Here is a 25,209-nt window from a genome sequence, read left to right as displayed (position 1 = left end):
CCATGCGCGTCGAACGGGTTCCATACCGCTTAATCACTGTCGCGACGGCCGCCGTTTTCCTGGCCGCGTGCGGGAAAAAAGAATCGGCACCGCCGCCGCAAACGCCGGAAGTCGGCGTCGTCACCGTCCAGCCGCAATCCGTACCGGTCTTCACCGACCTGCCGGGCCGCACCAGTGCATTCCTCGTCGCGCAGGTGCGCGCGCGGGTCGACGGCATCGTGCTGCGTCGTGAATTCACCGAGGGCACCGACGTCAAGGCCGGCCAGCGTCTCTACAAGATCGATCCGGCGCCGTACATCGCGGCCCTGAACAGCGCGAAGGCGACGCTCGCGAAGGCGCAGGCGAACCTCGTCACGCAGAACGCGCTGGTCGCGCGCTACAAGGTGCTGGTGGCCGCGAACGCGGTCAGCAAGCAGGACTACGACAACGCGGTCGCCACGCAAGGGCAGGCCGCGGCGGACGTCGCGGCCGGCAAGGCGGCGGTCGACACCGCGCAGATCAACCTCGGCTATACGGATGTCGTGTCGCCGATCACCGGCCGCGTCGGCATCTCGCAAGTGACGCCGGGCGCCTACGTGCAGGCGAGCCAGGCGACGCTGATGTCGACCGTGCAGCAGCTCGATCCGGTGTACGTCGACCTCACGCAGTCGAGCCTCGAAGGGCTGAAGCTGCGGCAGGACGTGCAGAGCGGCCGTCTGAAGACGACCGGCCCGGGCGCGGCGAAGGTGTCGTTGATTCTCGAAGACGGCAAGACCTATTCGGAGCCGGGCAAGCTGCAGTTCTCGGACGTGACGGTCGACCAGACCACCGGCTCGGTGACGATCCGCGCGGTGTTCCCGAACCCGAATCGCGTGCTGCTGCCGGGCATGTTCGTGCGTGCACGGATCGAGGAAGGCGTGAACGAGAACGCGTTCCTGGTGCCGCAGATCGGCGTCACGCACGACCAGAAGGGCCAGGCGATCGCGATGGTGGTGAACGCCAGCAACAAGGTCGAGCCGCGTCCGCTGAAGACCACCGGCATGCAGGGCCAGAACTGGGTCGTCGAAGGCGGTCTGCAGGCGGGCGATCACGTGATCGTGCAAGGCGTCGACAAGGTGCGCCCGGGCGCGACCGTGAAGACGGTCCCCGCGCAGCTCGCCCCGGCGGCCGATGCCGCTTCGGGCGCTGCTGCCCCCGCCGCGCCGGCCGCTGCCGGGTCCGGCGCCGCTGCCGCTTCCGGTGCCGCCGCATCGGGCGCCGCGCCGGCGAGTGCTGCCGCTGCTTCGAGCGCGAAATAACAGGGAGCCTGTTTCATGGCAAAGTTTTTTATCGATCGCCCGATCTTCGCGTGGGTGATCGCCATCATCCTGATGCTGGCCGGGGTTGCGGCGATCTTCACGCTGCCGATCTCGCAGTATCCGACGATCGCGCCGCCATCGATCCAGATCACCGCGAACTACCCGGGCGCTTCCGCGAAGACGGTGGAAGACACGGTGACGCAGGTGATCGAGCAGCAGATGAGCGGTCTCGACAACTTCCTGTACATGTCGTCGACGAGTGACGATTCGGGCAACGCAACGATCACGCTGACCTTCGCGCCGGGCACCAACGCCGACATCGCGCAGGTCCAGGTGCAGAACAAGCTGTCGCTCGCGACGCCGGTTCTGCCGCAGGTCGTGCAGCAGCTCGGTCTGTCGGTCACGAAGTCGAGCAGCAGCTTCCTGCTGGTGCTCGCCTTCAACTCCGAAGACGGCAGCATGAACAAGTACGACCTCGCGAACTTCGTGGCGTCGCACGTGAAGGATCCGATCAGCCGGCTGAACGGCGTCGGTACCGTCACGCTGTTCGGCTCGCAGTACGCGATGCGGATCTGGCTCGACCCGAACCGCCTGACCAACTACGGCCTCACGCCGGTCGACGTCAGTTCGGCGATCACCGCGCAGAACGTGCAGATCGCGGGCGGCCAGATCGGCGGCACGCCGGCCACGCCGGGCACCGTGCTGCAGGCGACGATCACCGAATCGACGCTGCTGCAGACGCCCGAGCAGTTCGGCAACATCCTGCTGAAGGTCAACCAGGACGGCTCGCAGGTGCGCCTGAAGGACGTCGCGCAGATCGGCCTCGGCGGCGAAAACTACAACTTCGACACGAAGTACAACGGTCAGCCGACCGCGGCACTCGGTATCCAGCTCGCGACCAACGCGAACGCGCTCGCGACCGCGAAGGCCGTGCGCGCGAAGATCGACGAGCTCGCACCGTTCTTCCCGCACGGCCTCGTCGTGAAGTATCCGTACGACACGACGCCGTTCGTGAAGCTGTCGATCGAGGAAGTGGTCAAGACGCTGCTCGAAGGTATCGTGCTCGTGTTCCTCGTGATGTATCTGTTCCTGCAGAACCTGCGGGCGACGATCATCCCGACGATCGCGGTGCCGGTCGTGCTGCTCGGTACGTTCGCGATCATGTCGATGGTCGGCTTCTCGATCAACACGCTGTCGATGTTCGGCCTCGTGCTCGCGATCGGCCTGCTGGTCGACGATGCGATCGTGGTGGTCGAGAACGTCGAGCGCGTGATGGCGGAAGAGGGGCTGTCACCGAAGGAAGCGACCCGCAAGGCGATGGGCCAGATCACCGGCGCACTCGTCGGCGTGGCGCTCGTGCTGTCGGCGGTGTTCGTGCCGGTGGCGTTCTCCGGCGGCTCGGTCGGCGCGATCTATCGTCAGTTCTCGCTGACGATCGTGTCGGCGATGGTGCTGTCGGTGCTGGTCGCGTTGATTCTGACGCCGGCGCTGTGCGCGACGATCCTCAAGCCGATCCCGCAAGGGCATCACGAAGAGAAGAAGGGCTTCTTCGGCTGGTTCAACCGCACGTTCAACAACAGCCGCGACAAGTACCACGTCGGCGTGCACCACGTGATCAAGCGCTCGGGCCGCTGGCTCATCATCTATCTGGTCGTGATCGTCGCGGTCGGGCTGCTGTTCGTGCGCCTGCCGAAGTCGTTCCTGCCCGATGAAGATCAGGGCCTGATGTTCGTGATCGTGCAGACGCCGTCGGGCTCGACGCAGGAAACGACCGCGAAGACGCTCGCGAACATTTCCGACTACCTGCTGAAGGACGAGAAGGAAATCGTCGAATCGGCGTTCACGGTCAACGGCTTCAGCTTCGCGGGTCGCGGCCAGAACTCGGGTCTCGTGTTCGTCCGCCTGAAGGACTACTCGCAGCGTCAGCATGCGAACCAGAAGGTGCAGGCGCTGATCGGCCGGATGTTCGGGCGCTACGGGAGCTACAAGGACGCGCTCGTGATCCCGTTCAACCCGCCGTCGATTCCTGAGCTCGGTACGGCTGCCGGCTTCGACTTCGAGCTGACGGACAACGCCGGTCTCGGCCACGACGCGCTGATGGCCGCACGTAACCAGCTGCTCGGGATGGCATCGAAGGACCCGACGCTGCAGGGTGTGCGTCCGAACGGCCTGAACGATACGCCGCAGTACAAGGTGAACATCGACCGCGAGAAGGCGAATGCGCTCGGCGTGACGGCGGATGCGATCGACCAGACGTTCTCGATCGCGTGGGCGTCGAAGTACGTGAACAACTTCCTCGACACCGACGGCCGGATCAAGAAGGTGTACGTGCAGGCCGATGCGCCGTTCCGGATGACGCCGGAAGACATGAACATCTGGTACGTGCGCAACGGGTCGGGCGGGATGGTGCCGTTCAGCGCGTTCGCGACCGGTCACTGGACGTACGGTTCGCCGAAGCTCGAGCGCTACAACGGTGTGTCGGCGATGGAAATCCAGGGTCAGGCCGCACCGGGCAAGTCGACCGGTCAGGCGATGGCCGCGATGGAAACGCTCGCGAAGAAGCTGCCGGTCGGTATCGGCTATTCGTGGACGGGCCTGTCGTTCCAGGAAATCCAGTCCGGTTCGCAGGCGCCGATCCTGTACGCGATCTCGATCCTCGTCGTGTTCCTGTGTCTCGCGGCGCTGTATGAAAGCTGGTCGATCCCGTTCTCGGTGATCATGGTCGTGCCGCTCGGCGTGATCGGTGCGCTGCTCGCGGCCACGATGCGCGGCCTCGAGAACGACGTGTTCTTCCAGGTCGGCCTGCTGACCACCGTGGGCCTGTCCGCGAAGAACGCGATCCTGATCGTCGAGTTCGCGCGCGAACTGCAGCAGACGGAGAAGATGGGGCCGATCGAGGCCGCGCTGGAAGCGGCGCGCCTGCGGCTGCGTCCGATCCTGATGACGTCGCTCGCGTTCATTCTCGGCGTGATGCCGCTCGCGATCAGCAACGGCGCGGGTTCGGCCAGCCAGCACGCGATCGGTACGGGCGTGATCGGCGGGATGATCACGGCGACGTTCCTCGCGATCTTCATGATCCCGATGTTCTTCGTGAAGATCCGCGCGATCTTCAGCGGCGAGAAGGAAGACGTCGACGAGGCGCTGCGCCTGGCTCAGGAGCACTCGCACCACGAAGAGAAGCCGGGCAACGGCGACGAAGGCAACAAGGGACAGTGATGATGCAAAAACACGCTTTGACTGCAATCGCAGTCGCGCTCTTTGCCACGGGCTGCACGATGGCGCCGCACTACAAGCGGCCCGACGCACCCGTCGCGCAGGCGTACCCGGCCAGCGGCGTCTACGCGACGCAGCCGGGCGCGGCCGGCGCGCGCAGCGCGAATGGCCAGGCGGCGACTGCCATCGGCTGGCGCGAATTCTTCGTCGATCCGCGCCTGCAGCGGCTGATCGAGATCGCGCTGAAAAACAACCGAGACCTGCGCGTATCGGTGCTCAATATCGAGGCCGCGCGTGCGCAGTACCAGATCACGCGTGCGGGGCTGTTCCCGACGCTCGACGGTACGGGTACGGGCAACCGTCAGCGTTTGCCGAATTCGCTGACGGCCGTGCCGGGCCGGAACATCACGACGACCTACAACGTCGGGCTGTCCGCGTCATGGGAACTCGACCTGTTCGGCCGCGTGCAGAGCCTGAAGGATCAGGCGCTCGCGCAATACCTGTCGACGTCGTACGCGCGGCAGGCGTCCGAGATCTCGCTGGTGTCGCAGGTCGCGGATCAATATCTGACGCTGCTGTCGACCGATGACCTGCTGAAGGTCACGGAGGACACGCTGAAGACCGCGCAGGCATCGTACGACCTGACCAAGCTGCAGTTCGACAACGGCACGGGCTCCGAGCTCGAGCTGCGTCAGGCGCAGACGGTGGTCGAGACGGCGCTCGCGAACCAGCAGGCGCAGGCGCGAGCCCGCGCGCAGGCGCTGAACGCGCTGGTGCTGCTGATCGGCGAGCCGCTGCCGGACGATCTGCCGGCGGGCATGCCGCTCGATGCGCAGAACCTGCTGACGGACGTGCCGGCCGGGTTGCCGTCGGACCTGCTGACGCGTCGTCCTGACGTGATGCAGGCCGAGCAGACGCTGCTGGCCGCGAATGCGAACATCGGCGCGGCGCGCGCGGCGTTCTTCCCGAAGATTTCGCTGACGGGCGCGTTCGGCACCGCGAGCCCGACGCTGGGCGGCCTGTTCAAGGCCGGCACGGCGGCGTGGTCGTTCGCGCCGAGCATCGCGCTGCCGATCTTCGAAGGCGGGCAGAATATCGCGAACCTCGATCTCGCGAACGTGCAGAAGCGCATCGAGATCGCGAACTACGAGAAGGCGATCCAGTCGGCGTTCCGCGAAGTGTCGGATGGTCTGGCCGCACGCGGCACGTACGACCAGCAGATCGCGGCGCTCGAGCGCAACGAGCACGCGCAGCAGCGACGCTTCGATCTGTCGGACCTGCGCTACAAGAACGGTGTCGACAGCTATCTGTCGGTGCTGACCGCGCAGACGGATCTGTACGCCGCGCAGCAGTCGCTGATCAGCGCACGTCTGGCACGCTGGACGAACCTGGTCGACCTGTACCGCGCCCTGGGCGGCGGCTGGATCCAGCGCGCCGGCGAGACGCCGCGCGCGCCGGATGCGCCGGTCGATTACGACAAGGCGGCTGCGCCGGCGCCCGCGTCGGCAACCGCGACGAACGGGTAAGCACCGAGAAGGCAGGCGCGGGTTATCGCGTTTGCGCTTCGAACCGGCTGTATGCGCAAAAAAAACGCCACGGACGAAAGTCCGTGGCGTTTTTTTTTGTGTTGTCGAATCGTGCGGGAAATCAAGCAAAACGCCACGGCATGCCGTGGCGTTTTTCGTTACTGCTTCGCGCCATCGGCCGATGCGGCGCGATCAGTGGTGCACGTCGGCGGGCCGCCCATCGAAATCGTGTCCCGCGCGCCGAATCCCGCAGCGCGCATCCTTTTCGCCTTTCACGCCGTTGAACGCGATGTTCAGGTTCATCGCTGGATGGGAGCGAGCGGCCGGAGGCTCATTTGCTGTTGACCGTGCTTATAACAATTAGCTATGCGAAATTCGAATTCGTCTGATTGCCTCTCCTTTCTCACACGAGCAAATTTCGCATGGAGCATTCCTCACCCATGGTCGAGAAAGGAAATCCGAATGAAGAGCGAGCAGACTGCACCGACCAATCTTTTTGCCACCATCGGGGCGCTCACCGAGCGCGGTGGGCGGGTAACCAAGGCTACCAGCGGCCTGACAGTCGCCGGGCTTGTCGTTGCCCGTGTTGGCGATGTCGTCACTTACGAGGATGGCAGCGAGGCCGTCATTGTGGATGGCGCCGGCGAATATGCGATTTGCAGCGACAAGCCGTTTGCGCTGGTGGGTAGCCGGTTGAGCAACGGCGATCGTATCGTCGAAACGCTTCAGCAGTTCTGGGGAATTCACATACAGGCCGACGAAACGGCCGAGGGATTGTTTAACGAAGACTATGAGCCGCCGCCTGCGCTCCCGCGCTACCGGCTGACCGTACGAGGAGCCACGACCGCGCGAGGCGGCGCGTTGCGCGAAGCTACCGGCACGTGGGACACCGGCGTCCGGCTTGGCAAGGCTGGTGTCGTGGGCAATCGGATTCACTACGCAGACGGTTCGACCGCGCGAATCATAAGCGGCCTTGGGTTGGTGGATAACGGAGACTTTCAGCCGCTGGCTTTCGTCGGTAGCGAACTGGATAACGGCGACGTCATTACCGATAGCCCTGAGCGCGATGGTCTGGTATCTGCTGACGCCTTCACCGTGGTGAAGCGTCCAACTGTTGCGCATCGAGGCGAGACCTCATGATTCGTTATTTCCTTGCCAAAGGAGATCAGGGCGGCAGCGCCACGATTACGGAAGGATTGGAGGGCGTCACCTGTTCCAATCCGCCGCCGCGCGTCCATATCGCAACGCTTTACATGAAGACGTACTGCACGGCGTGCAAGCAGGAGGGGTTTGTGGCCCCGGTGGGCCCACGCTGGCCCGGCACTGGACCAAACGGCAAGCCCTGGGCGTTGAGTGGTGATATCAACGTCTGTGATTGCAAGCCGCCACCTGTTTTCTACGCCGAGCGCGGCATGAAGATGACCTTTGCCACGGAAGAGGTGGCGCGGTTGACCGGGAAGAATGAGTTAGGTGTCGCCCCTGCAAGCGGACGCACTGCGGTCCATGATCAGCAGTTCGTCATTCGCAACAAGAAGTCCAGGCAACCTGTTGCAGGGGTTCGGTATTGGATCACAAATTACCGTGGTGACGTGCTGGCATCAGGGACTACCGATGCGCAGGGCCATACCATGCGGGTGGTCACGCGGAAGCCTGAGTCGGTAAAACTGGAAGTCAGCTGGGAAGAAGAATGAGTGGCGGCGATCGCGTAGCAATTGCAGAGGCAATGACAGACATGAAAGAAGGTTCGGTTATCGAAGCATTGATATCGAACGGGCCGCCCATCTGTCCAAATATGACTGACGCGGAATTTCGCCGTATGGTTATAACGTTATGCGACAGAGCCGTACAAATGATCGACGTACGGCTCGAAGACTTGCGCAAGTGGGGGGCGGTCGAACGTCAACGCGTCGCGACATGGTTTGGCTCAAGCGATGAAACGATCCGGCAGCGTTTGACAGTCGGACTCACACAAGTAAGTCGGGTGATGCGCGACCTCAAGCCCGGAAACTTTGTTCGTCAATCAGAGGAGCTTGATCGGTATCTTGGTTGTACGCCGAATAACAAGGACCCTGATGGTGCCGTCGCTCATGTTTGCGGCCCTGACACGGCTACACATACTATTTGTATCCATGAGAATTTTTGTGGGATGCGCCCTATATCCAGTGCGAAGGACTCGATGTTATCGACGCTGATTCATGAGTGCACTCATTTTGCTGATACTTTTGGCGCTCAGGATCATCAATATTTCATGCGCGAGTGCTTGGTATTGGCGCGGACGCGCCCCGATCTCGCAATTAATAATGCGGATAGAATTGCCGGGTATATCATCTATGAGGGTTAGAGGCGGCGTGGCGCAGCAATTCTTGTTGAATCTGATCGAGTCCAACGGAAAATCGATATGGTAAAGGGGCTTGCATGTATCGCGCTGGCATTTTTCTCGGCCGGAACATTCGCCTGCTCCCCAGTCCATACGCTTGACGTTTCGTTTGAACGAGATTCTGCCAAAGTGCCTGGCGACGAGCTCATAAGGCTGGCCAATTGGGCGATAGACCTTCAACTCAAATATCCCAATCTTGATCGTACGTCTGTCGGCGGCGTTGCCGAAGCTGACGAAAGGCAGCCGCGCGTGCTGGCGCAGCAACGCGCGGAAAGTGTCAAGGGGCTGCTAGTCACGTTGGGGCTTGGTCGAGCCCCTATCGACGTCGATGCCAGGCTTTATAAGTCGCATCATCTGAATGGTGTGCCGGATAATGGCCGACGAGCAGAAATCGACTTCCTTCCCGGTTGCCCGCATGAATGCCCCTGCCAAGGGAAATGAGGTCCTGGCTGCGATCTGCCGCGCAGTGCTGCACATTTCGATGGTGTGAAGCGGCCTTTTACGCACCATGCAGCAAGCGCCGGCCCATCACGAGCCGGCGCATGCCTGGTGTCCGTCAGTGCGAATCGGCGGGCCGCCCGTCGAAGTCGTGTCCCGCGCGCCGAATCTCGCAGCGCGCATCCTTTTCGCCTTTCACGCCGTTGAACACGATGTTCAGGATTACGGCCGAGGCCGATGCCAGCAGGATGCCGCTATGCAGGATCGGTGCCAGCGCGGGCGGCAGCTTCGAGAAGAAGTGCGGCGACACGACCGGCACGAGGCCCATGCCGACGCTCACGGCGACGATGAACAGGTTGTGCGAGTTGTTCACGAAGTCGACCTTCGACAGCACCTTGATGCCGTTCGCGGCGACCATCCCGAACATCACGATGCCTGCGCCGCCGAGCACGAACGGCGGCACCGACGCGACGACCTGCGCCATCTTCGGGAACAGGCCGAGCAGCACGAGGATCACGCCGCCCGTCGCACACACGAAGCGGCTCTTCACACCCGTCACGCCGATCAGGCCGACGTTCTGCGAGAACGACGTATGCGGGAACGAGTTGAAGATGCCGCCGATCAGCGTGCCGAGGCCGTCGACGCGCAGGCCGCGCACGAGGCGCTCCTGATTGACCGGGCGATCGACCATGTCGCCGACCGCGAGGAACATGCCGGTCGATTCGATGAACGTGACGAACATCACCGTGACCATCGTCACGATCGACAGCGGATCGAAGTGCGGCAGGCCGAAGTGGAACGGCATCACGAAGCCGACCCACGGCGCATGCGCGACGCCGTCGGTGTTCACGCGGCCGATCGCGAAGGCGATCGCGAAGCCGGCGACGATGCCGAGCAGCACCGAGATGTTCGCGACGAAACCGCGGCCGTACTTGTTGATCAGCAGGATCAGCGTGAGCACGAGCAGCGACAGGCCGAGATAGACCGGGCTGCCGTACTCGGGGTTGCCGACGCCGCCGGCTGCCCAGTTGATGCCCACTTCCATCAGCGACAGCCCGATCACGGCGATCACCGTGCCGACGACCACCGGCGGGAAGAACCGCAACAGCTTGCCGATCATCGGCGCGAGCACGATGCCGATGATGCCGGCCGCGATGGTCGAGCCGAAGATGTCGAGAATGCCGAGGCCGGGGTTCGTGCCGATCGCGATCATCGGGCCGACGGCCGCGAACGTGCAGCCCATGATGACGGGCAGGCGGATCCCGAAGATCCACAGGCCGAGCGTCTGGATCAGCGTGGCGATGCCGCACGAAAACAGATCGGCGCTGATCAGGAACGCGATCTGGTCTTTCGGCAGCTTGAGCGCGGCGCCGACGATAAGCGGCACGGCGACGGCGCCGGCGTACATGACGAGGACGTGTTGCAGGCCAAGCGTTACCAGCTTGCCGGTCGGCAGCACCTCATCGCACGGATGGACCGTGTTCGATTGCATCTGTCTCACTCCATGATCTTGTTTTCGGGGTGATACGAAGTTATTCGGAATGAATCCATGCAACAAGAGCACTGGGTTCTATTCCGTTCTTTGCTGGTTCGATATGCCATTTCGGCATGGAGCAGGGGGGCGATCATCGGGAAACTGCCGCAGGAGTGAGGTTCACCGGTTTTATAGCGCTTCAAAATAGCGCCGGCCCCCATGTCAAATATGGGCCGCTTTATGGTGTGTATCGGGTCGGACGCATAGTGGCAAAAAGGGGGGTGCGGAAAGCGTGCCGGGTTAACCCGCGAGCGGCCGCTTTTGCGTGCAAGGTGCAGCCCGGTCAAACCCGCCGGCCGAGCGCCGTTTCGACGCGTCGACGTGACGGCAAAAAACGGGGCGCACATCGCGATCCCGTTATCATCGACATCCGTTCATACGAATCCCCCTCACGTCATGCGCCTGCTCGGAATCGACCTCGGCACCGGCTCCGTCAAACTCGTCACGCTCGATGCCGACGGCGTCGAGCGGGCGGTCGCGAGCGAACCTTATGCGTTGTCGTCGCCGCAGCCGGGCTGGGCGGAAATCGCGCCCGACACCTGGTGGCAGGCGCTGGTGCGCGCGGCCGCGCGGCTGCCGGCCGACGAGCGCGCGCAGGTCGCGGCGATCGGCTTTTCGGGCCAGATGCATGGCGTCGTGCTGATCGACGCGGCCGGCCAGCCGGTGCGGCCCGCGCTGCTGTGGCCGGACACGCGCGCGGTGCGGGAGGCGGATGCAGCGAGCTGGCCGGCGTCCGGATCGCCCGTCGCCGGATTACCCGTCGCTGGGTTGCCCGTCGCCGGAGTGCCCGTCGCCCCGAATCCCGTCGCGCCCGGCATGGCCGGCCCGCTGTTGCGCTGGCTGGCCACGCACGAACCCGCTGCGCTGCGCGCCGCGCGCTGGGCCGTGCAGCCGAAGGACTGGCTGCGCATCGCGCTCGGCGGCGATGTCGCGGCCGATCCGAGCGACGCGTGCGCAACCGCGCTCGCGACGCCCGACGGCGCGTGGGACAACGCATTGATCGACACGCTCGGCTTGCCGACCGACCGCTTCGCGCCGGTGCGTGCGTCCACCGCGCGCTGCGGCGTGCTCGGCGCGCAGGCTGCCGCCGCGCTCGGCCTGCCGGCCGGCGTGCCGCTCGCGACGGGCGCGGCCGATACCGCGTGCGCGGCGCTCGGCAGCGGGCTGGCCGTCGCAGGCGACGCGCTGCTGACGACCGGCAGCGGCGGGCAGATCGTCGTGCTCGCGGACGCGTTGCCGCCCGCGCGGCGCGGCTTGCATCGCTATCGTGCGGCGGCCGGCGGCGGCTATTACACGATGGCCGCGATGCAGAACGTCGGGCTCGCGCTCGAAGCCGTGCGCGGCTGGCTCGGCTACGCGCGATGGGCCGATGCATATGACGATGCGTTCGCGCAGCCGGCGTCGGAGCGGCTGTGCTTCCTGCCTTACCTGACCGGCGAACGTTCGCCATGGATGAACCCCGATGCGCGCGGCGGCTGGCTCGGCCTCGGGCTCGGCGACACGCGCGGCGCGATGATGCGCGCCGCGTTCGAAGGCGTCGCGTTCGCGTTGCGCGCGGGGCTCGATGCGATCCGCGACGCCGATCGCCGTGATGCCGTGACGACGCTGCGTCTCGCGGGCGGCGGCTCGGTCGATCCGCGCTGGCGCCAGTTGCTCGCCGACGCGCTCGGCGCGTCGCTGCACGCGATCGATTGCCCGAACGCCGCGACGCGCGGCGCCGCGTTGCTCGCAGGCGTCGCGATCGGACATTGGCGTGAAGATGCGTTGCGCGCGCTGGCGCCGACTGCGTCGCCGGTCGCGACCCCGCACGACGATCGCCGGCTGGCTGCCCGCCACGCGCGCTTCGTCGATCTGTACGTTCGCACGGATGCATGGTTCACGACGGGCGTTTAAACTCGAGCACTTGTTCTTTTGCGTCAGCGATGACGCATCCTGGCAAGCCGGCGACCGTTTCCCGCACGCGATGCGCGGCGGGAGCGGCCATCATGGCGAGCACGAGATTCTTTCGCCGTGCCACGCGGCACGGCTTCGACCGCTTTGCACGAAACCCCGGCCGGCGCCGACCCGCGGGCCCGGGCCGATCTCACAGACATACAGGAGTGACACGATGAAGACGAAAGCCGCGATTGCATGGAAGGCCGGTGCGCCGCTCACGATCGAGGAAGTCGATCTCGAAGGGCCGCGCGCCGGCGAAGTGCTGATCGAAGTGAAGGCGACGGGCATCTGCCACACCGACTACTACACGCTGTCGGGCGCCGATCCGGAAGGGATCTTCCCGGCGATCCTCGGCCATGAAGGCGCGGGCGTGGTGGTCGACGTCGGCCCCGGCGTCGGCACCGTGAGGAAGGGCGACCACGTGATTCCGCTCTACACGCCCGAATGCCGCGAGTGCAAGTTCTGCCTGTCGCGCAAGACCAACCTGTGCCAGAAGATCCGCGCGACGCAGGGCAAGGGCCTGATGCCGGACGCGACGTCGCGCTTCTCGCTCGACGGCAAGCCGCTGTTCCACTACATGGGCACGTCGACGTTCTCGAACTACATCGTCGTGCCGGAGATCGCGGTCGCGAAGGTGCGCGAGGACGCGCCGTTCGACAAGATCTGCTACATCGGCTGCGGCGTGACGACGGGCGTCGGCGCGGTCGTGTACTCGGCGAAGGTCGAGGCCGGTGCGAACGTGGTCGTGTTCGGCCTCGGCGGGATCGGCCTGAACGTGATCCAGGGCGCGAAGATGGTCGGCGCGGACAAGATCATCGGCGTCGACATCAACCCGAAGCGCGTCGAGCTCGCGAAGAAGTTCGGGATGACGCACTTCATCAACCCGAACGAGGTCGAGAACGTCGTCGACCACATCGTGCAGCTGACCGACGGCGGCGCCGACTACTCGTTCGAATGCGTCGGCAACGTGAAGCTGATGCGCCAGGCGCTCGAGTGCACGCACAAGGGCTGGGGCCAGTCGTTCATCATCGGCGTGGCGGCAGCGGGCGAGGAAATCAGCACGCGCCCGTTCCAGCTGGTGACGGGCCGCGAATGGAAGGGCTCGGCGTTCGGCGGCGCACGCGGGCGCACCGACGTGCCGAAGATCGTCGACTGGTACATGGAAGGCAAGATCAACATCGACGACCTGATCACGCACACGCTGCCGCTCGAGCGGATCAACGAAGGCTTCGACCTGATGAAGGCCGGCGAGTCGATCCGCTCGGTCGTGCTGTACTGACCGGGAGCGAATCGTCATGCTCGAACTCGTTTCCTCGCATGCGTGCCACGGCGGCGAGCAGCGCTTCTACCGTCACGATTCGGCAGTCATCGGCCTGCCGATGAAGTTCTCGGTGTACCTGCCGCCACAGGCCGCGCACGGCCGCGTGCCGGCGCTGTTCTATCTCGCCGGGCTCACGAGTACCGACGAGACGTTCGCGATCAAGGCCGGCGCGCAGCAATACGCGGCGCAGCACGGCATCGCGCTCGTGATGCCCGACACGAGCCCGCGCGGCGCGGGCGTGCCGGGCGAGACCGATGCGTGGGACTTCGGCGTCGGCGCGGGCTTCTACGTCGATGCGACCGAAGCGCCGTGGTCGACGCACTACCGGATGGAGTCGTACGTGACGGGCGAGCTGCGCGAGCTCGTCGCGGCCGAACTGCCGATCGACGGCGCGCGGCTCGGCATCTTCGGCCACTCGATGGGCGGGCACGGCGCGCTGACGCTCGCGTTGCGTCATCCGGGGCTGTACCGGTCGGTGTCGGCGTTCGCGCCGATCGCCGCGCCGACGCGCTGCCCGTGGGGCGAGAAGGCGTTCTCCGGCTATCTCGGCGCCGATCGCGACGCGTGGAAGGCGCACGACGCGAGCGAGCTGGTCGCGCGCGCCGATGCGCCGAAGTTCGCGGACGGCATCCTCGTCGATCAGGGGCTGGCCGATCAGTTCCTCGCGAACCAGCTGAACCCGGACGTATTCGAAGCCGCGTGCGCGAAGGCCGGCCAGCCGCTGACGCTGCGCCGCCATCCGGGCTACGACCACGGCTACTACTTCATCTCGACGTTCATCGCCGATCACCTCGCGCATCACGCGCGCGTGCTGGCGCGGTGAGCAAGGGCGCAAGCCGGTAACGCACACGGCGCGCTGCACGCGATTGCGAGCGCATGAAAAAACGCCGGCGCTGCCCTCGGGCACGCCGGCGTTTTCTTTGATCGGCACCGGGCGGCGATGCGCCGGGCCGCGATCAGTTGCGTCGCAACAGGCTCGCGCCGTACACGAGCGCCGACAGCGCGGTGATCCAGAAGCTCGTCGGCCAGTCGGTGTGATACGCGAGCACGATGCCGGCCCACGCTTCGAACAGCGCGAACAGCGCGGCGAGCAGCACGCCCGTCGACAGTCGCGTCGACACATTCTGCGCGGCCGCCGCCGGCCCGACCAGCAGCGTGAACACGAGCAGCACGCCGACGATTTGCGTGGCCGCGGCCACCGCGAGCGCGCACACCGCGAGGAACAGCATCGACACCGTGCGCAGCGACACGCCCTTGGCTTCGGCCAGTTCGGGCTGCAGCGACGCGAACAGCAACGGCCGCGCGATCAGCGCGAGTGCGGCGAGGCTCACCGCGCCGATGCCCGCGAGCACCGCGAGCGTGTCGTGGCTGACCGCGAGCACGTTGCCGAACAGCAGTGCGGTGACCTGCGTCGCGAACGACGTGTAGAAGTGCAGGAACAACAGGCCGAAGCCGAGTGCGCCCGACAGGATCACGCCGATCGCGACGTCGCGGCCCGCGAGCTTTTCGCCGAGCGCGCCCATCCCGATCCCGGCCGCGAGCGTGAAGCCGACCATCCCCCAGATCGGCGAGACGCCGAGCAGCACCGCGCCCGTCGCGCCGGTGAAGCCGACGTGCGACAGCGCGTGGCCGGCGAAGGTCTGCCCGCGCAGCACCAGGAAGTAGCCGACGATGCCCGCGAGCACCGCGACGATTCCCGACGCCGCGAAGGCGTTGATCATGAAGTCGTATTCAAACATCGTGCGAATGCCCGGGATGAGCATGTCCGTGGTGGTGGTGGTGGCCGTGGCCGCCGCCGTGCGAATGGCCGTCGTCGTCCTCGTGTTCGTGATCGTGCTTCTCGATCTCGACGTCGCCCGACATCACGAAGATCTTGCCGTTCACGCGCATCACGTCGATCGGCGATCCGTAGAGCCGCGACAGCACGGGTTTCGTGATCACCTCGTCGACGGTGCCGAGCGCCGCCACGCCGTTGCCGAGATACAGCACGCGGTCGAGCGCGTTCAGCAGCGGATTCAGTTCGTGCGCGGAGAACAGCACGGTGATGCCGAGCTCGCGCTGCACGTTGCGCACGAGCTCGACGACGCCGCGCTGGTGGTTCGGGTCGAGGCTGATCAGCGGCTCGTCGAGCAGCAGCAGCTTCGGGTTGCCGAGCAGGCATTGCGCAAGCAGCAGCCGCTGCCGCTCGCCGCCCGACAGTTCGGACAGCGGGCGGCGCGCGAGCGACGGGCCGCCGACGAGGTCGAGCACGCGATCGACGTCGCGGCGCGTGGCCGCGTTCGTGTGCGGCAGGCCCCAGCGGTGGCCGTCGGCGGCCATCGCGACGAAGTCGTAGCCGCGCATCCGGCGGTTCGCGAGGCCGCTCCGGATCTGCGGCATGTAGCCGATCGACGGGTTGCCGCGCACGACCGGCACGCCGCCGACCGACAGCGTGCCGGCCGACACGGGCACGAGGCCGAGCACCGCGCGCATCAGCGTCGTCTTGCCCGCGCCGTTCGGCCCGAGCACGCCGACGAATTCGCCGGGCTCGATCGAGAAGCTGACGTCGCGCAGGATCGTGCGGCCGCCCAGTTCGAGCGTGACGCGATCGACGGCGAGGGCGTGGGGAGTGGCGGTCATGACGTTACGGTTGTCGGTTACTTGCCGGCTGAGAGCGCGTTGCCGAGCGCGTCGAGCTGGCCGCTCATCCATTGCTGGAAGGTCTTGCCGGCCGGCTGCGTCTCGGTGACGCTGACGGTCGGCACGCCGCCGTCGCGCGCGACCTTCAGCATGCGCTTGGTCATCGGCTCCTCGGCCTGGCTGTTGTAGATCAGCACGCGCACCTGCTTCTTGCGCAGATCGTTCTCGAATGCGGCGACGTCCTGCGCGCTCGCCTCGGTGTCGTTCATCGTCGCGAGCTGGAAGCGCTGGTTGCGCATGTCGAGGCCGATCGCGTCCGACATGTAGCCGAACACGGGCTCGGTGGCCGTCACGGGCACCCCCTTGAACTTGGCGCGCAGTGCGGCGACCTGGTCGTCGACGGGTTTCAGCGATGCGACGAACTTCTGCAGGTTCGCCTCGTATTCGGCCTTGTTCGCCGGGTCGGCGCGGCCGAGTTCGGCCGCGATCGCGCGTGCGGCCGCCGGCATCGTCGCCGGGTCGTACCACAGGTGCGGGTTGTCGCCGGCCTTCTTGCCGACGAGATCGGCGACGACGATCGTCGCGCGCTTCGCCTGTTTCGACGCGCCGAGCAGCTTGCCCATCCACGGATCGTAGCCGGCGCCGTTGTAGATCACGACCTGCGCGTGCTGGAGCGCGCGGGCCGTCTTCGGGCTCGCTTCGAACAGGTGCGGATCCTGATCCGGATTGCTGAGGATGCTGGTGACCGCGACGTGGCGGCCGCCGATCTGCGACGCGACGTCGCCGTAGAAATTCTCGGCGGCGACGACGTTGACGGTCGCGGCCTGCGCGACCACGGGCGCGGCGAACGACAGCGCGGCGACGGCGGCGGCCAGCCAGCGGACAGGCGACAGGGCGCGCCGCGGCGCGCGCTTCAGGGCAATGGACATGGAACTCCTCGTTGGAAGGGCGGCGCGTACGCCGCGATTCGGCGTCAGCGCTGCGCGGGCTTGCGCTTGCAGTGTCCGCACAGGCCGCTCAGCTCGACGACCTGGTGGTGGACTTCGAAACCGTGCGCGGGCTCGCTCGCGGACAACTGCTTCGCGAGGTCGCCGCCGGGAATCTCGACGGTGTCGCCGCACGAATCGCAGATCAGGAACTGGCCTTCGTGCGGCACGCCGATCTCGCAGCACGCGAAGAATGCGTTCTTCGATTCGATCCGGTGGATGAAGCCGTGTTCGACGAGGAAATCCAGCGCGCGATAGACGGTCGTCGGCGGCACCCGGCCGCGTTGCGGTTCGAGTTCGGCGAGCAGGTCGTACGCGCCGATCGGGCGTTGCGCGGCCAGCACGCGTTCGTAGACCTGGCGGCGCAGCGGTGTCCACGCGAGCCCGTGTTCGGCGGCGAATGCGTCGGCCCGGGACAGCCGGGCGTCAATGGGCGATGAGGTAGCCATGGCGTGAAGCAGGCGATGAAACACAGTACGGCGATGATATAACGTATCGCCGCGCCGTGCAGCGCGAATTCCGCGTTCCGCCGTCGCTCCGTCCCCTTCATGCCGCTCCCACTGCGCCGCACCGTGCGCGCCGCACCTTGCCGCGCGGGCGCGACCGGGCGTCGTCATGCGCCGCCGTGCCGCAGCGCGTCATAGAAAGCCGTCGCGTCGTCTTGACAGCGCGTATCGCGTATCCGATCATTCGATCACTAACAGAGCAATTGATCGGTTTGCGAGCGTTCGCTCACCTCGTGACCGTCGTACAGCAGAACGAACCGGAGACAGCCAGTGAGACTGGAAGACAAGGTCGCGATCCTGACGGGCGCCGCAAGCGGCATCGGCGAGGCGGTCGCGCAACGCTATCTGGACGAGGGCGCGCGCTGCGTGCTCGTCGACGTGAAGCCGGCAGGCGGCTCGCTCGCGCGGCTGATCGAGGCCAACCCGGGCCGCGCGGTGGCCGTCACGGCCGACGTCACGCGCCGCGACGACATCGCGCGGATCGTCGCCACGGCGGTCGAGCGCTTCGGCGGCGTCGACATCCTGTTCAACAACGCGGCGCTGTTCGACATGCGCCCGCTCCTCGACGAATCGTGGGACGTGTTCGACCGGCTGTTCTCGGTCAACGTGAAAGGGCTGTTCTTCCTGATGCAGGCGGTCGCGCAGCGGATGGTCGAGCAGGGGCGCGGCGGCAAGATCGTCAACATGTCGTCGCAGGCCGGCCGTCGCGGCGAGGCACTCGTTTCGCACTACTGCGCGACCAAGGCCGCGGTGATCAGCTATACGCAGTCGGCCGCGCTCGCGCTCGCGCCGCACCGGATCAACGTGAACGGCATCGCGCCGGGCGTCGTCGACACGCCGATGTGGGAGCAGGTCGATGCGCTGTTCGCGCGCTACGAGAACCGGCCGCTCGGCGAGAAGAAGCGGCTCGTGGGCGAAGCCGTGCCGCTCGGCCGCATGGGCGTGCCGGGCGACCTGACGGGCGCCGCGCTGTTCCTCGCGTCGGCCGACGCCGACTACATCACCGCCCAGACGTTGAACGTCGACGGCGGCAACTGGATGAGCTGACGTGGCGCCGCTCGCACGCGCCACCCGCCGGCCGGCCCGCGACGCCGCGGCCGCCGTCGCACGAGGAGGGCTCGCCTGATGGCCGAGATCGTCGTCGCCGGCGAACTGCTGGCGGAATTCGTCGCCGCCGAGCGCGGCCAGGGTTTCGATACGCCGGGCCTGTTCGCCGGACCGTTCCCGAGCGGCGCGCCGGCGATCTTCGCCGACCAGGCCGCCCGGCTCGGCGCGCGCGTCGCGTATGCGGGCTGTGTCGGTCGCGATGCGTTCGGCGACGCGATCGTCGCGCGGCTCGCCCGCGACGGCGTCGACGTCGCGCGCATCCGCCGCGTCGCCCGCCCGACCGGCACCGCGTTCGTCGCGTATCGCGACGACGGCTCGCGCAGTTTCGTCTTCACGCTTTCCACCAGCGCGGCCGCGTGCGTCGATGCGTCCGACGTCGACACCGCGATGTTCGACGGCTGCCGCTACTTCCACGTGATGGGCTCGTCGCTGACGAGCGAATCGGCGATCGCCGCGGTGCAGCGCGGCGTGATCGAGGCTGCGCGCGCCGGCGCCAAGGTGTCGTTCGATCCGAACGTGCGGCCCGAAATGCTGAGTTTCCGCCCGATGCGCGCGGCCCTCGACGAGATGCTCGCCGCGTGCCACCTGTTCCTGCCGAGCGAAGCCGACCTGCCGTTCTTCTGCGGGCCGCAGCCGGCCGAGCGCGCGATCGCCGGCCTGCTCGCGACCCATCCGCTGCTCGAGCGGGTCGTGCTCAAACGCGGCGCGCAAGGCAGCGTCGCGTTCGAGCGCGCGCACCGGGCCGACGCGCCGGCGTTCGCGGTCGACGAAGTCGATCCGACCGGCGCCGGCGACTGCTTCGGCGGCACGCTGGTCGCGAGCCTCGTCGCGGGCTTGGCCGTCGACGTCGCGTTGCGTCGCGCGAACGCGGCCGGCGCGATCGCGGTCACGCGGCGCGGCCCGATGGAAGGCAACAGCAGCGCGGCCGAGATCGACCGCTTCCTGACCGAACGGGGGATCGCATGTCCGGCCTGACGACCGTTGCCGAACGCACGCGCACCGCGCACGCGGACACCGTGCTGCGGATGATCTTCGACGCGAACCGCGCGGACGCGCAGCGCGGCATCTATTCGGTCTGCAGCGCGCACCGGCTGGTGCTGGAGGCCGCGTGCGAAGCGGCGCGCGCGGACGGCTCGCCGCTGTTGATCGAGGCGACCTGCAATCAGGTGAACCATCTCGGCGGCTATACGGGCATGACGCCGGCCGATTTTCGTCGCGACGTCGATGCGATCGCCGCGCGCTGCGGGCTCGCGCCGTCGGCGCTCGTGCTCGGCGGCGACCATCTCGGCCCGAATCCGTGGCGGCACCGTCGCGCGGCCGACGCGATGCGTGAAGCGGCCGCGATGGTCGCGGCCTACGTCGAAGCCGGCTTCGAAAAGATCCACCTCGATGCGAGCATGGCGTGCGCCGACGATCCGGCACGGCTCGACGATCGCACGATCGCCGCGCGCGCGGCCGAGCTGTGCCGCGTCGCGGAAGACGCGGCCGCGCGCGTCGGCATCGCGCCGGTCTACGTGATCGGCACCGAGGTGCCGACGCCGGGCGGCGAGGTGAGCGGCGACGCAAGTAACGACGCGATCGCACGGATCGCGGTCACGCGCAGCGACAGCATCGCGGCGACGCTCGATGCGCACCGCCGCGCGTTCTCCGCGGCCGGGCTCGACGATGCGTGGACGCGCGTCGTCGCGGTCGTCGCACAGCCGGGCGTCGACTTCGACGATCGCCACGTGCTCGATTACGACAGTGCCAAGGCAGCGTCACTGGGCGCGAGTATCCTGCAGACACCGCGCCTCGTGTTCGAAGCGCATTCGACCGACTACCAGACCGAGGCGGCGCTCGCCGCGCTGGTGCGCGACCACTTCGCGGTGTTGAAGGTCGGCCCCGCGCTGACGTTCGCGCTGCGCGAGGCGCTGTTCGCGCTGACGTTCATCGAGGACGCGCTGATCGACGACGTCGCGCAGCGCTCGCGATTGCGCGACGTCGTCGATGCGGCGATGCGCGCGCAGCCCGAACACTGGGCGCCGTACTACCGCGGCGACGAGACCGCGCAGCGGCTCGCGCGCCAGTTCAGCTACAGCGACCGCATCCGCTATTACTGGCTGCAGCCGGCCGTCGCGGCCGCGGTCGAGCAGCTGTTCGACAACCTCGCGCGACAGCCGGTGCCGGAGACGCTCGTCGCGCAGTGGCTGCCGGATGTCTACGCGGCATGCCGCGCGGGCGGCCTCGCGAAGGCGCCGCGCGCATGGGTGCGCCACCGGATACGCGACGTGATCGCGCACTATGCGCGCGCGTGCGGCATGCAGCGGCCGGCATGACGGGCCGCGAAGGAAACGACGCAACACCGACGCAAGACCGACGACATTTCGAACAATCACAGGAGACATGCCATGCAACGAAAGATGCTCGACGCCGCCGCCCGCTGTTTCGCCGGAGCCGCGCTCGCGACGGCGGCCTGCGCGGCGTCCGCCGGCACGCTGACGATCGCGACGCTGAACAACCCCGACATGATCGAGCTGAAGAAGCTGTCGCCGGCGTTCGAGAAGGCGAACCCCGACATCAAGCTGAACTGGGTGATTCTCGAGGAGAACGTGCTGCGCCAGCGCGCGACGACCGACATCACGACCGGCAGCGGCCAGTTCGACGTGATGGCGATCGGCACCTATGAAACGCCGCAGTGGGGCAAGCGCGGCTGGCTCGCGCCGATCACGGGCCTGCCGGCCGATTACGACCTGAACGACATCGTGAAGACCGCGCGCGACAGCCTGTCGTACAACGGCCAGCTCTACGCGCTGCCGTTCTACGTCGAAAGCTCGATGACGTTCTACCGCAAGGACCTGTTCGCGGCGAAGGGGCTGAAGATGCCCGACCAGCCGACCTACGACCAGATCGCCGAATTCGCGGACAAGCTCACCGACAAGTCGAAGGGCACCTACGGGATCTGCCTGCGCGGCAAGGCCGGCTGGGGCGAGAACATGGCGTACGTGTCGACGGTCGTGAACACGTTCGGCGGGCGCTGGTTCGACGAGAACTGGAACGCGCAGCTCACGTCGCCCGAATGGAAGAAGGCGATCAATTTCTACGTGAACCTGCTGAAGAAGAACGGCCCGCCCGGAGCGAGCTCGAACGGTTTCAACGAGAACCTGACGCTGACCGCGTCCGGCAAGTGCGCGATGTGGATCGACGCGACGGTCGCGGCCGGGATGCTCTACAACAAGCAGCAGTCGCAGGTGGCCGACAAGATCGGCTTCGCGGCCGCGCCGGTCGCCGCGACGCCGAAGGGCTCGCACTGGCTGTGGGCATGGGCGCTCGCCGTGCCGAAAACGTCGAAGCAGCAGGACGCCGCGCGCAAGTTCATCGCGTGGGCGACGTCGAAGCAGTACATCGAGATGGTCGGCAAGGACGAAGGCTGGGCGTCGGTGCCGCCGGGCACGCGCACGTCGACGTATCAGCGCGCCGAGTACAAGGCCGCCGCGCCGTTCTCCGACTTCGTGCTGAAGGCGATCGAGACGGCCGACCCGAACGATCCGTCGCTGAAGAAGGTGCCGTACACGGGCGTGCAGTACGTCGGGATTCCTGAATTCCAGTCGTTCGGCACGGTGGTCGGCCAGTCGATCGCGGGCGCGGTCGCGGGCCAGATGTCGGTCGACCAGGCGCTCGCCGCGGGCCAGGCCGCGGCCGACCGCGCGGTGCGGCAGGCCGGCTACAAGAAGTAACGCGCAAGCCGTCGCGCGGCCCGCGTCGTGCGCCGTGGCACACGGCGCGGGCCGGCGAGGCGGACAGGCGGGCGGCCGTTCGCGCCCGCGCATCAACCGGAGGGACTCCGATCATGCGTCACCTGCGTCTTCCCCTGAGTCACGCTCACGCGCCGTCGGTCGGCGACGCGTCGTCGCCGCCCGGCGCGCCGCGCCGCGCGCGCGGCGGCGCGAGCTGGCTCGTGTCGCCGTCCGTCGCGGTGCTGCTGCTGTGGATGTCGATTCCGCTCGCGATGACGATCTGGTATTCGTTCTCGCGCTACAACCTGCTGAACCCGGACGTGAAGGGCTTCGCCGGGTTCGACAATTACCGCTTCCTCGCGACCGATCCGTCGTTCCTGCCGGCGATCTGGCACACGCTCGTGCTGATCGGCGCGGTGCTCGCGATCACCGTGGTCGGCGGCGTGCTGATGGCCGTGCTGTTCGACCGCAAGTTCTACGGGCAGGGCGTCGCGCGCCTGCTCGCGATCGCGCCGTTCTTCGTGATGCCGACCGTCTCCGCGCTGATCTGGAAGAACATGATCCTGCATCCGGTGTACGGGCTCGTCGCGAACGCGATGCGCGCGCTCGGGATGACGCCGATCGACTGGTTCGCCGATTACCCGTTGACCGCGGTGATCATCATCGTCGCGTGGCAATGGCTGCCGTTCGCGTTCCTGATCCTGTTCACCGCGATCCAGTCGCTCGACCAGGAGCAGAAGGAAGCCGCGCGCATCGACGGCGCCGGCCCGATCGCGATGTTCTTCTACATCACGCTGCCGCACCTGAAGCGCGCGATCGCCGTCGTCGTGATGATGGAGACGATCTTCCTGCTGTCGATCTTCGCGGAAATCTACACGACGACCGGCGGCGGCCCCGGCGACGCGACGACCAACCTGTCGTACCTGATCTACGCGCTCGGCCTGCAGCAGTTCGACGTCGGCCTCGCATCCGCGGGCGGCATCATCGCCGTCGTGGTCGCGAACGTCGTGTCGTTCTTCCTCGTGCGGATGCTCGCGCGCAACCTGAAAGGGGAATACGAGAAATGAGCGACCTGACCTTCTCGGGCCGGCGCGCGCCGGCCGCGTTCGACCTCGTGCGGCGCGCGCTGCCCGGCACGCTCGCGTGGCTGATCGCGCTCTTGCTGTTCTTCCCGATCTTCTGGATGGCGATCACCGCGTTCAAGACCGAGCAGCAGGCGTACGCGTCGTCGCTGTTCTTCATGCCGACGCTCGACAGCTTCCGCGAGGTGTTCGCGCGCAGCAACTACTTCGCGTTCGCGTGGAATTCGGTGCTGATCTCGGCCGGCGTCACGGTGATCTCGCTGCTGTTCGCGGTGCCGGCCGCCTACGCGATGGCGTTCTTCCCGAACCACCGCACGCAGAAGGTGCTGCTGTGGATGCTGTCGACCAAGATGATGCCGTCGGTCGGCGTGCTGGTGCCGATCTACCTGCTGTGGAAGAACGCGGGCCTGCTCGATACGGTGTCGGGGCTCGTGATCGTCTACACGCTGATCAACCTGCCGATCGCGGTGTGGATGACCTTCACGTACTTCAACGAGATCCCGAAGGACATCCTGGAGGCCGGGCGCATCGACGGCGCGTCGACGTGGCAGGAAATCGTCTACCTGCTGATGCCGATGGCGCTGCCGGGGCTCGCGTCCACCGCGCTGCTGCTCGTGATCCTGTCGTGGAACGAGGCGTTCTGGAGCATCAACCTGTCGAGCTCGAACGCCGCGCCGCTGACCGTGTTCATCGCGTCGTACTCGAGCCCCGAAGGGCTGTTCTGGGCGAAGCTGTCCGCCGCGTCGCTGCTCGCGGTCGCGCCGATCCTGATCGTCGGCTGGCTGTCGCAGAAGCAGCTCGTGCGCGGGCTCACGTTCGGGGCGGTCAAATGAGCGCGGCAAATCATGGCGTGAACGTGCTGATCTGCGACTGCGACGGCGTGCTGATCGACAGCGAGGCCGTGGCCGCCGACGTGATCGTGCGCGAACTCGATGCGCGCTGGCCGGGCGTCGACGCGCGGCCGGCCGTGATGCCGCTGCTCGGGCTGCGCATCGAGCGCGTGCTGGCCGGGGCGGCCGATGCGGTCGGCCGCACGCTGTCGGCCGACGACGTCGACGCGATCCGCCGCGCGGTGGAGGCCGCGGCCGTCAACGCGCCGATGGTCGACGGCATCGATGCGGCGCTGGCCGCGATTCGACTGACGACGGCCTGCGCGAGCAACAGCTATCGCGCGTACGTCGAGGCGGCGCTCGCACGCACCGGCCTCGCGCGCTTTTTCGGCGACCGGCTGTTCTGCGCGGATTCGGTCGCGCGGCCGAAGCCGGCGCCGGACGTGTATCTGGCGGCCGCGCGCACGCTCGGCGCGGCGCCCGCGAATTGCCTGGTCGTCGAGGACAGCGTGACCGGCATCACCGCGGCGGCGGCGGCCGGCATGACCGTGCTCGGCTTCGTCGGCGGCGGGCACGCATCGGCGGCCCAGATCGACGCGTTGCGCAGCATCGGCGCGCGTCACGTATTCGACGACATGCACGAGCTGCCCGGCTACGTCGCGCGCTGGCAGGCGACGGGCGCGGTGCTGCCCCACTAGCAACGATCAGGCGCTGCCTGCACGGCGGCGCATCACGAACGAACGGA

The 25,209-nt window shown here is 66.9% G+C and carries 22 protein-coding genes; 17 read left to right on the top strand and 5 right to left on the bottom strand.

Translation table 11 applies throughout. From position 1 onward, the window contains the following. Positions 1 to 2 precede the first annotated feature (2 nt). From H0X90_RS16680 to H0X90_RS16650, 7 genes are all read left to right on the top strand, one after another. Complete coding sequence (locus tag H0X90_RS16680) at positions 3 to 1,277, top strand: efflux RND transporter periplasmic adaptor subunit (RefSeq protein WP_006497328.1); 1,275 nt, start codon at positions 3 to 5, stop codon at positions 1,275 to 1,277. A 15-nt stretch (positions 1,278 to 1,292) separates the two neighbouring features. Beyond that, positions 1,293 to 4,493 (top strand): efflux RND transporter permease BpeB, encoded by a 3,201-nt coding sequence (bpeB, locus tag H0X90_RS16675; RefSeq protein WP_006482626.1) that lies wholly within the window; start codon positions 1,293 to 1,295, stop codon positions 4,491 to 4,493. Next, positions 4,493 to 6,016, top strand: a complete 1,524-nt coding sequence (locus H0X90_RS16670) for an efflux transporter outer membrane subunit (protein ID WP_012492848.1) — start codon at positions 4,493 to 4,495, stop codon at positions 6,014 to 6,016. The genes bpeB and H0X90_RS16670 overlap by 1 nt, the downstream gene beginning before the upstream one ends. A gap of 462 nt (positions 6,017 to 6,478) precedes the next feature. Beyond that, the gene (locus H0X90_RS16665) at positions 6,479 to 7,156 is read left to right on the top strand and encodes a PAAR domain-containing protein (RefSeq protein WP_077189703.1); all 678 of its coding nucleotides are present in this window, start codon (positions 6,479 to 6,481) and stop codon (positions 7,154 to 7,156) included. After that, the gene (locus H0X90_RS16660; protein ID WP_077189702.1) at positions 7,153 to 7,707 is read left to right on the top strand and encodes a hypothetical protein; all 555 of its coding nucleotides are present in this window, start codon (positions 7,153 to 7,155) and stop codon (positions 7,705 to 7,707) included. Before H0X90_RS16665 ends, H0X90_RS16660 begins: the two co-directional genes overlap by 4 nt. After that, positions 7,704 to 8,357 carry a M35 family metallo-endopeptidase gene (locus H0X90_RS16655; protein WP_077189701.1) on the top strand — a complete coding sequence of 218 codons (654 nt, stop codon included), beginning with the start codon at positions 7,704 to 7,706 and terminating at the stop codon, positions 8,355 to 8,357. The genes H0X90_RS16660 and H0X90_RS16655 overlap by 4 nt, the downstream gene beginning before the upstream one ends. Positions 8,358 to 8,414: 57 nt before the next feature. Continuing rightward, positions 8,415 to 8,834 carry a hypothetical protein gene (locus H0X90_RS16650; RefSeq protein WP_125346044.1) on the top strand — a complete coding sequence of 140 codons (420 nt, stop codon included), beginning with the start codon at positions 8,415 to 8,417 and terminating at the stop codon, positions 8,832 to 8,834. Between the two features lie 115 nt (positions 8,835 to 8,949). Here the strand turns inward: H0X90_RS16650 and H0X90_RS16645 are convergent, their stop codons facing one another. After that, on the bottom strand, positions 8,950 to 10,323 hold the full coding sequence (locus H0X90_RS16645; RefSeq protein WP_077189699.1) for a nucleobase:cation symporter-2 family protein: 1,374 nt from the start codon (positions 10,321 to 10,323) through the stop codon (positions 8,950 to 8,952). Between the two features lie 438 nt (positions 10,324 to 10,761). Between H0X90_RS16645 and H0X90_RS16640 the strand changes: the two genes are divergently transcribed. The 3 genes from H0X90_RS16640 to fghA all read left to right on the top strand — a co-directional run bounded on the left by H0X90_RS16640 (position 10,762) and on the right by fghA (position 14,444). Then, a complete protein-coding gene (locus H0X90_RS16640) occupies positions 10,762 to 12,258 on the top strand; it encodes a xylulokinase (protein WP_077021620.1) in 1,497 nt (498 codons plus the stop codon). A 214-nt stretch (positions 12,259 to 12,472) separates the two neighbouring features. Next, the gene (locus H0X90_RS16635) at positions 12,473 to 13,579 is read left to right on the top strand and encodes an S-(hydroxymethyl)glutathione dehydrogenase/class III alcohol dehydrogenase (RefSeq protein WP_006483756.1); all 1,107 of its coding nucleotides are present in this window, start codon (positions 12,473 to 12,475) and stop codon (positions 13,577 to 13,579) included. A 16-nt stretch (positions 13,580 to 13,595) separates the two neighbouring features. Further along, positions 13,596 to 14,444: an S-formylglutathione hydrolase gene (gene fghA, locus H0X90_RS16630; RefSeq protein WP_006483753.1), complete on the top strand. Its 849-nt coding sequence runs from the start codon at positions 13,596 to 13,598 to the stop codon at positions 14,442 to 14,444. A 133-nt stretch (positions 14,445 to 14,577) separates the two neighbouring features. Here fghA and H0X90_RS16625 read toward each other — a convergent pair whose 3' ends face one another. From H0X90_RS16625 to H0X90_RS16610, 4 genes are read right to left on the bottom strand one after another with little or no spacing between them, the layout of a single operon-like run. Continuing rightward, complete coding sequence (locus tag H0X90_RS16625; RefSeq protein ID WP_006483758.1) at positions 14,578 to 15,360, bottom strand: metal ABC transporter permease; 783 nt, start codon at positions 15,358 to 15,360, stop codon at positions 14,578 to 14,580. Beyond that, complete coding sequence (locus H0X90_RS16620) at positions 15,353 to 16,240, bottom strand: ABC transporter ATP-binding protein (protein ID WP_060210739.1); 888 nt, start codon at positions 16,238 to 16,240, stop codon at positions 15,353 to 15,355. Before H0X90_RS16620 ends, H0X90_RS16625 begins: the two co-directional genes overlap by 8 nt. Positions 16,241 to 16,257: 17 nt before the next feature. After that, on the bottom strand, positions 16,258 to 17,169 hold the full coding sequence (locus H0X90_RS16615) for a metal ABC transporter solute-binding protein (RefSeq protein ID WP_077189698.1): 912 nt from the start codon (positions 17,167 to 17,169) through the stop codon (positions 16,258 to 16,260). Between the two features lie 44 nt (positions 17,170 to 17,213). After that, positions 17,214 to 17,675, bottom strand: coding sequence for a Fur family transcriptional regulator (locus H0X90_RS16610; RefSeq protein ID WP_006483754.1), 462 nt, complete (start codon positions 17,673 to 17,675; stop codon positions 17,214 to 17,216). 327 nt (positions 17,676 to 18,002) lie between these two features. Between H0X90_RS16610 and H0X90_RS16605 the strand changes: the two genes are divergently transcribed. The 7 genes from H0X90_RS16605 to H0X90_RS16575 all read left to right on the top strand — a co-directional run bounded on the left by H0X90_RS16605 (position 18,003) and on the right by H0X90_RS16575 (position 25,162). Further along, positions 18,003 to 18,779 carry an L-iditol 2-dehydrogenase gene (locus H0X90_RS16605; protein ID WP_006483759.1) on the top strand — a complete coding sequence of 259 codons (777 nt, stop codon included), beginning with the start codon at positions 18,003 to 18,005 and terminating at the stop codon, positions 18,777 to 18,779. Positions 18,780 to 18,857: 78 nt separating this feature from the next. After that, positions 18,858 to 19,814, top strand: a complete 957-nt coding sequence (locus H0X90_RS16600) for a sugar kinase (protein ID WP_006496500.1) — start codon at positions 18,858 to 18,860, stop codon at positions 19,812 to 19,814. Further along, on the top strand, positions 19,802 to 21,154 hold the full coding sequence (locus tag H0X90_RS16595; RefSeq protein ID WP_006496499.1) for a D-tagatose-bisphosphate aldolase, class II, non-catalytic subunit: 1,353 nt from the start codon (positions 19,802 to 19,804) through the stop codon (positions 21,152 to 21,154). Before H0X90_RS16600 ends, H0X90_RS16595 begins: the two co-directional genes overlap by 13 nt. A gap of 72 nt (positions 21,155 to 21,226) precedes the next feature. Then, the gene (locus H0X90_RS16590) at positions 21,227 to 22,552 is read left to right on the top strand and encodes a sugar ABC transporter substrate-binding protein (RefSeq protein ID WP_006477974.1); all 1,326 of its coding nucleotides are present in this window, start codon (positions 21,227 to 21,229) and stop codon (positions 22,550 to 22,552) included. 113 nt (positions 22,553 to 22,665) lie between these two features. Next, entirely contained in the window at positions 22,666 to 23,619 is a 954-nt protein-coding gene (locus H0X90_RS16585; RefSeq protein WP_006496497.1) for a carbohydrate ABC transporter permease, read from the top strand. Then, on the top strand, positions 23,616 to 24,467 hold the full coding sequence (locus H0X90_RS16580; protein ID WP_006484674.1) for a carbohydrate ABC transporter permease: 852 nt from the start codon (positions 23,616 to 23,618) through the stop codon (positions 24,465 to 24,467). Before H0X90_RS16585 ends, H0X90_RS16580 begins: the two co-directional genes overlap by 4 nt. Beyond that, positions 24,464 to 25,162 carry an HAD family phosphatase gene (locus H0X90_RS16575; RefSeq protein ID WP_006496495.1) on the top strand — a complete coding sequence of 233 codons (699 nt, stop codon included), beginning with the start codon at positions 24,464 to 24,466 and terminating at the stop codon, positions 25,160 to 25,162. The genes H0X90_RS16580 and H0X90_RS16575 overlap by 4 nt, the downstream gene beginning before the upstream one ends. Positions 25,163 to 25,209: the final 47 nt, after the last annotated feature.

Source organism: Burkholderia sp. 9775_39 (assembly GCF_015712225.1).
In the GTDB taxonomy this organism is placed as follows: domain Bacteria; phylum Pseudomonadota; class Gammaproteobacteria; order Burkholderiales; family Burkholderiaceae; genus Burkholderia; species Burkholderia cenocepacia.
This window is presented reverse-complemented; position numbering and strand designations above follow the sequence as displayed.

What these genes read in the sequence shown, in the direction of transcription:
- H0X90_RS16635 (WP_006483756.1), top strand. Translation starts at nt 12,473, where the DNA reads ATGAAGACGAAAGCCGCGATTGCATGGAAGGCCGGTGCGCCGCTCACG.
- H0X90_RS16670 (WP_012492848.1), top strand. Translation starts at nt 4,493, where the DNA reads ATGATGCAAAAACACGCTTTGACTGCAATCGCAGTCGCGCTCTTTGCC.
- H0X90_RS16590 (WP_006477974.1), top strand. Translation starts at nt 21,227, where the DNA reads ATGCAACGAAAGATGCTCGACGCCGCCGCCCGCTGTTTCGCCGGAGCC.
- H0X90_RS16650 (WP_125346044.1), top strand. Translation starts at nt 8,415, where the DNA reads ATGGTAAAGGGGCTTGCATGTATCGCGCTGGCATTTTTCTCGGCCGGA.
- H0X90_RS16640 (WP_077021620.1), top strand. Translation starts at nt 10,762, where the DNA reads ATGCGCCTGCTCGGAATCGACCTCGGCACCGGCTCCGTCAAACTCGTC.
- H0X90_RS16585 (WP_006496497.1), top strand. Translation starts at nt 22,666, where the DNA reads ATGCGTCACCTGCGTCTTCCCCTGAGTCACGCTCACGCGCCGTCGGTC.
- H0X90_RS16665 (WP_077189703.1), top strand. Translation starts at nt 6,479, where the DNA reads ATGAAGAGCGAGCAGACTGCACCGACCAATCTTTTTGCCACCATCGGG.
- H0X90_RS16600 (WP_006496500.1), top strand. Translation starts at nt 18,858, where the DNA reads ATGGCCGAGATCGTCGTCGCCGGCGAACTGCTGGCGGAATTCGTCGCC.
- fghA (WP_006483753.1), top strand. Translation starts at nt 13,596, where the DNA reads ATGCTCGAACTCGTTTCCTCGCATGCGTGCCACGGCGGCGAGCAGCGC.
- H0X90_RS16620 (WP_060210739.1), bottom strand. Translation starts at nt 16,240, where the DNA reads ATGACCGCCACTCCCCACGCCCTCGCCGTCGATCGCGTCACGCTCGAA.
- H0X90_RS16625 (WP_006483758.1), bottom strand. Translation starts at nt 15,360, where the DNA reads ATGTTTGAATACGACTTCATGATCAACGCCTTCGCGGCGTCGGGAATC.
- H0X90_RS16610 (WP_006483754.1), bottom strand. Translation starts at nt 17,675, where the DNA reads ATGGCTACCTCATCGCCCATTGACGCCCGGCTGTCCCGGGCCGACGCA.
- H0X90_RS16595 (WP_006496499.1), top strand. Translation starts at nt 19,802, where the DNA reads ATGTCCGGCCTGACGACCGTTGCCGAACGCACGCGCACCGCGCACGCG.
- H0X90_RS16615 (WP_077189698.1), bottom strand. Translation starts at nt 17,169, where the DNA reads ATGTCCATTGCCCTGAAGCGCGCGCCGCGGCGCGCCCTGTCGCCTGTC.
- H0X90_RS16575 (WP_006496495.1), top strand. Translation starts at nt 24,464, where the DNA reads ATGAGCGCGGCAAATCATGGCGTGAACGTGCTGATCTGCGACTGCGAC.
- H0X90_RS16645 (WP_077189699.1), bottom strand. Translation starts at nt 10,323, where the DNA reads ATGCAATCGAACACGGTCCATCCGTGCGATGAGGTGCTGCCGACCGGC.
- bpeB (WP_006482626.1), top strand. Translation starts at nt 1,293, where the DNA reads ATGGCAAAGTTTTTTATCGATCGCCCGATCTTCGCGTGGGTGATCGCC.
- H0X90_RS16680 (WP_006497328.1), top strand. Translation starts at nt 3, where the DNA reads ATGCGCGTCGAACGGGTTCCATACCGCTTAATCACTGTCGCGACGGCC.
- H0X90_RS16655 (WP_077189701.1), top strand. Translation starts at nt 7,704, where the DNA reads ATGAGTGGCGGCGATCGCGTAGCAATTGCAGAGGCAATGACAGACATG.
- H0X90_RS16580 (WP_006484674.1), top strand. Translation starts at nt 23,616, where the DNA reads ATGAGCGACCTGACCTTCTCGGGCCGGCGCGCGCCGGCCGCGTTCGAC.
- H0X90_RS16660 (WP_077189702.1), top strand. Translation starts at nt 7,153, where the DNA reads ATGATTCGTTATTTCCTTGCCAAAGGAGATCAGGGCGGCAGCGCCACG.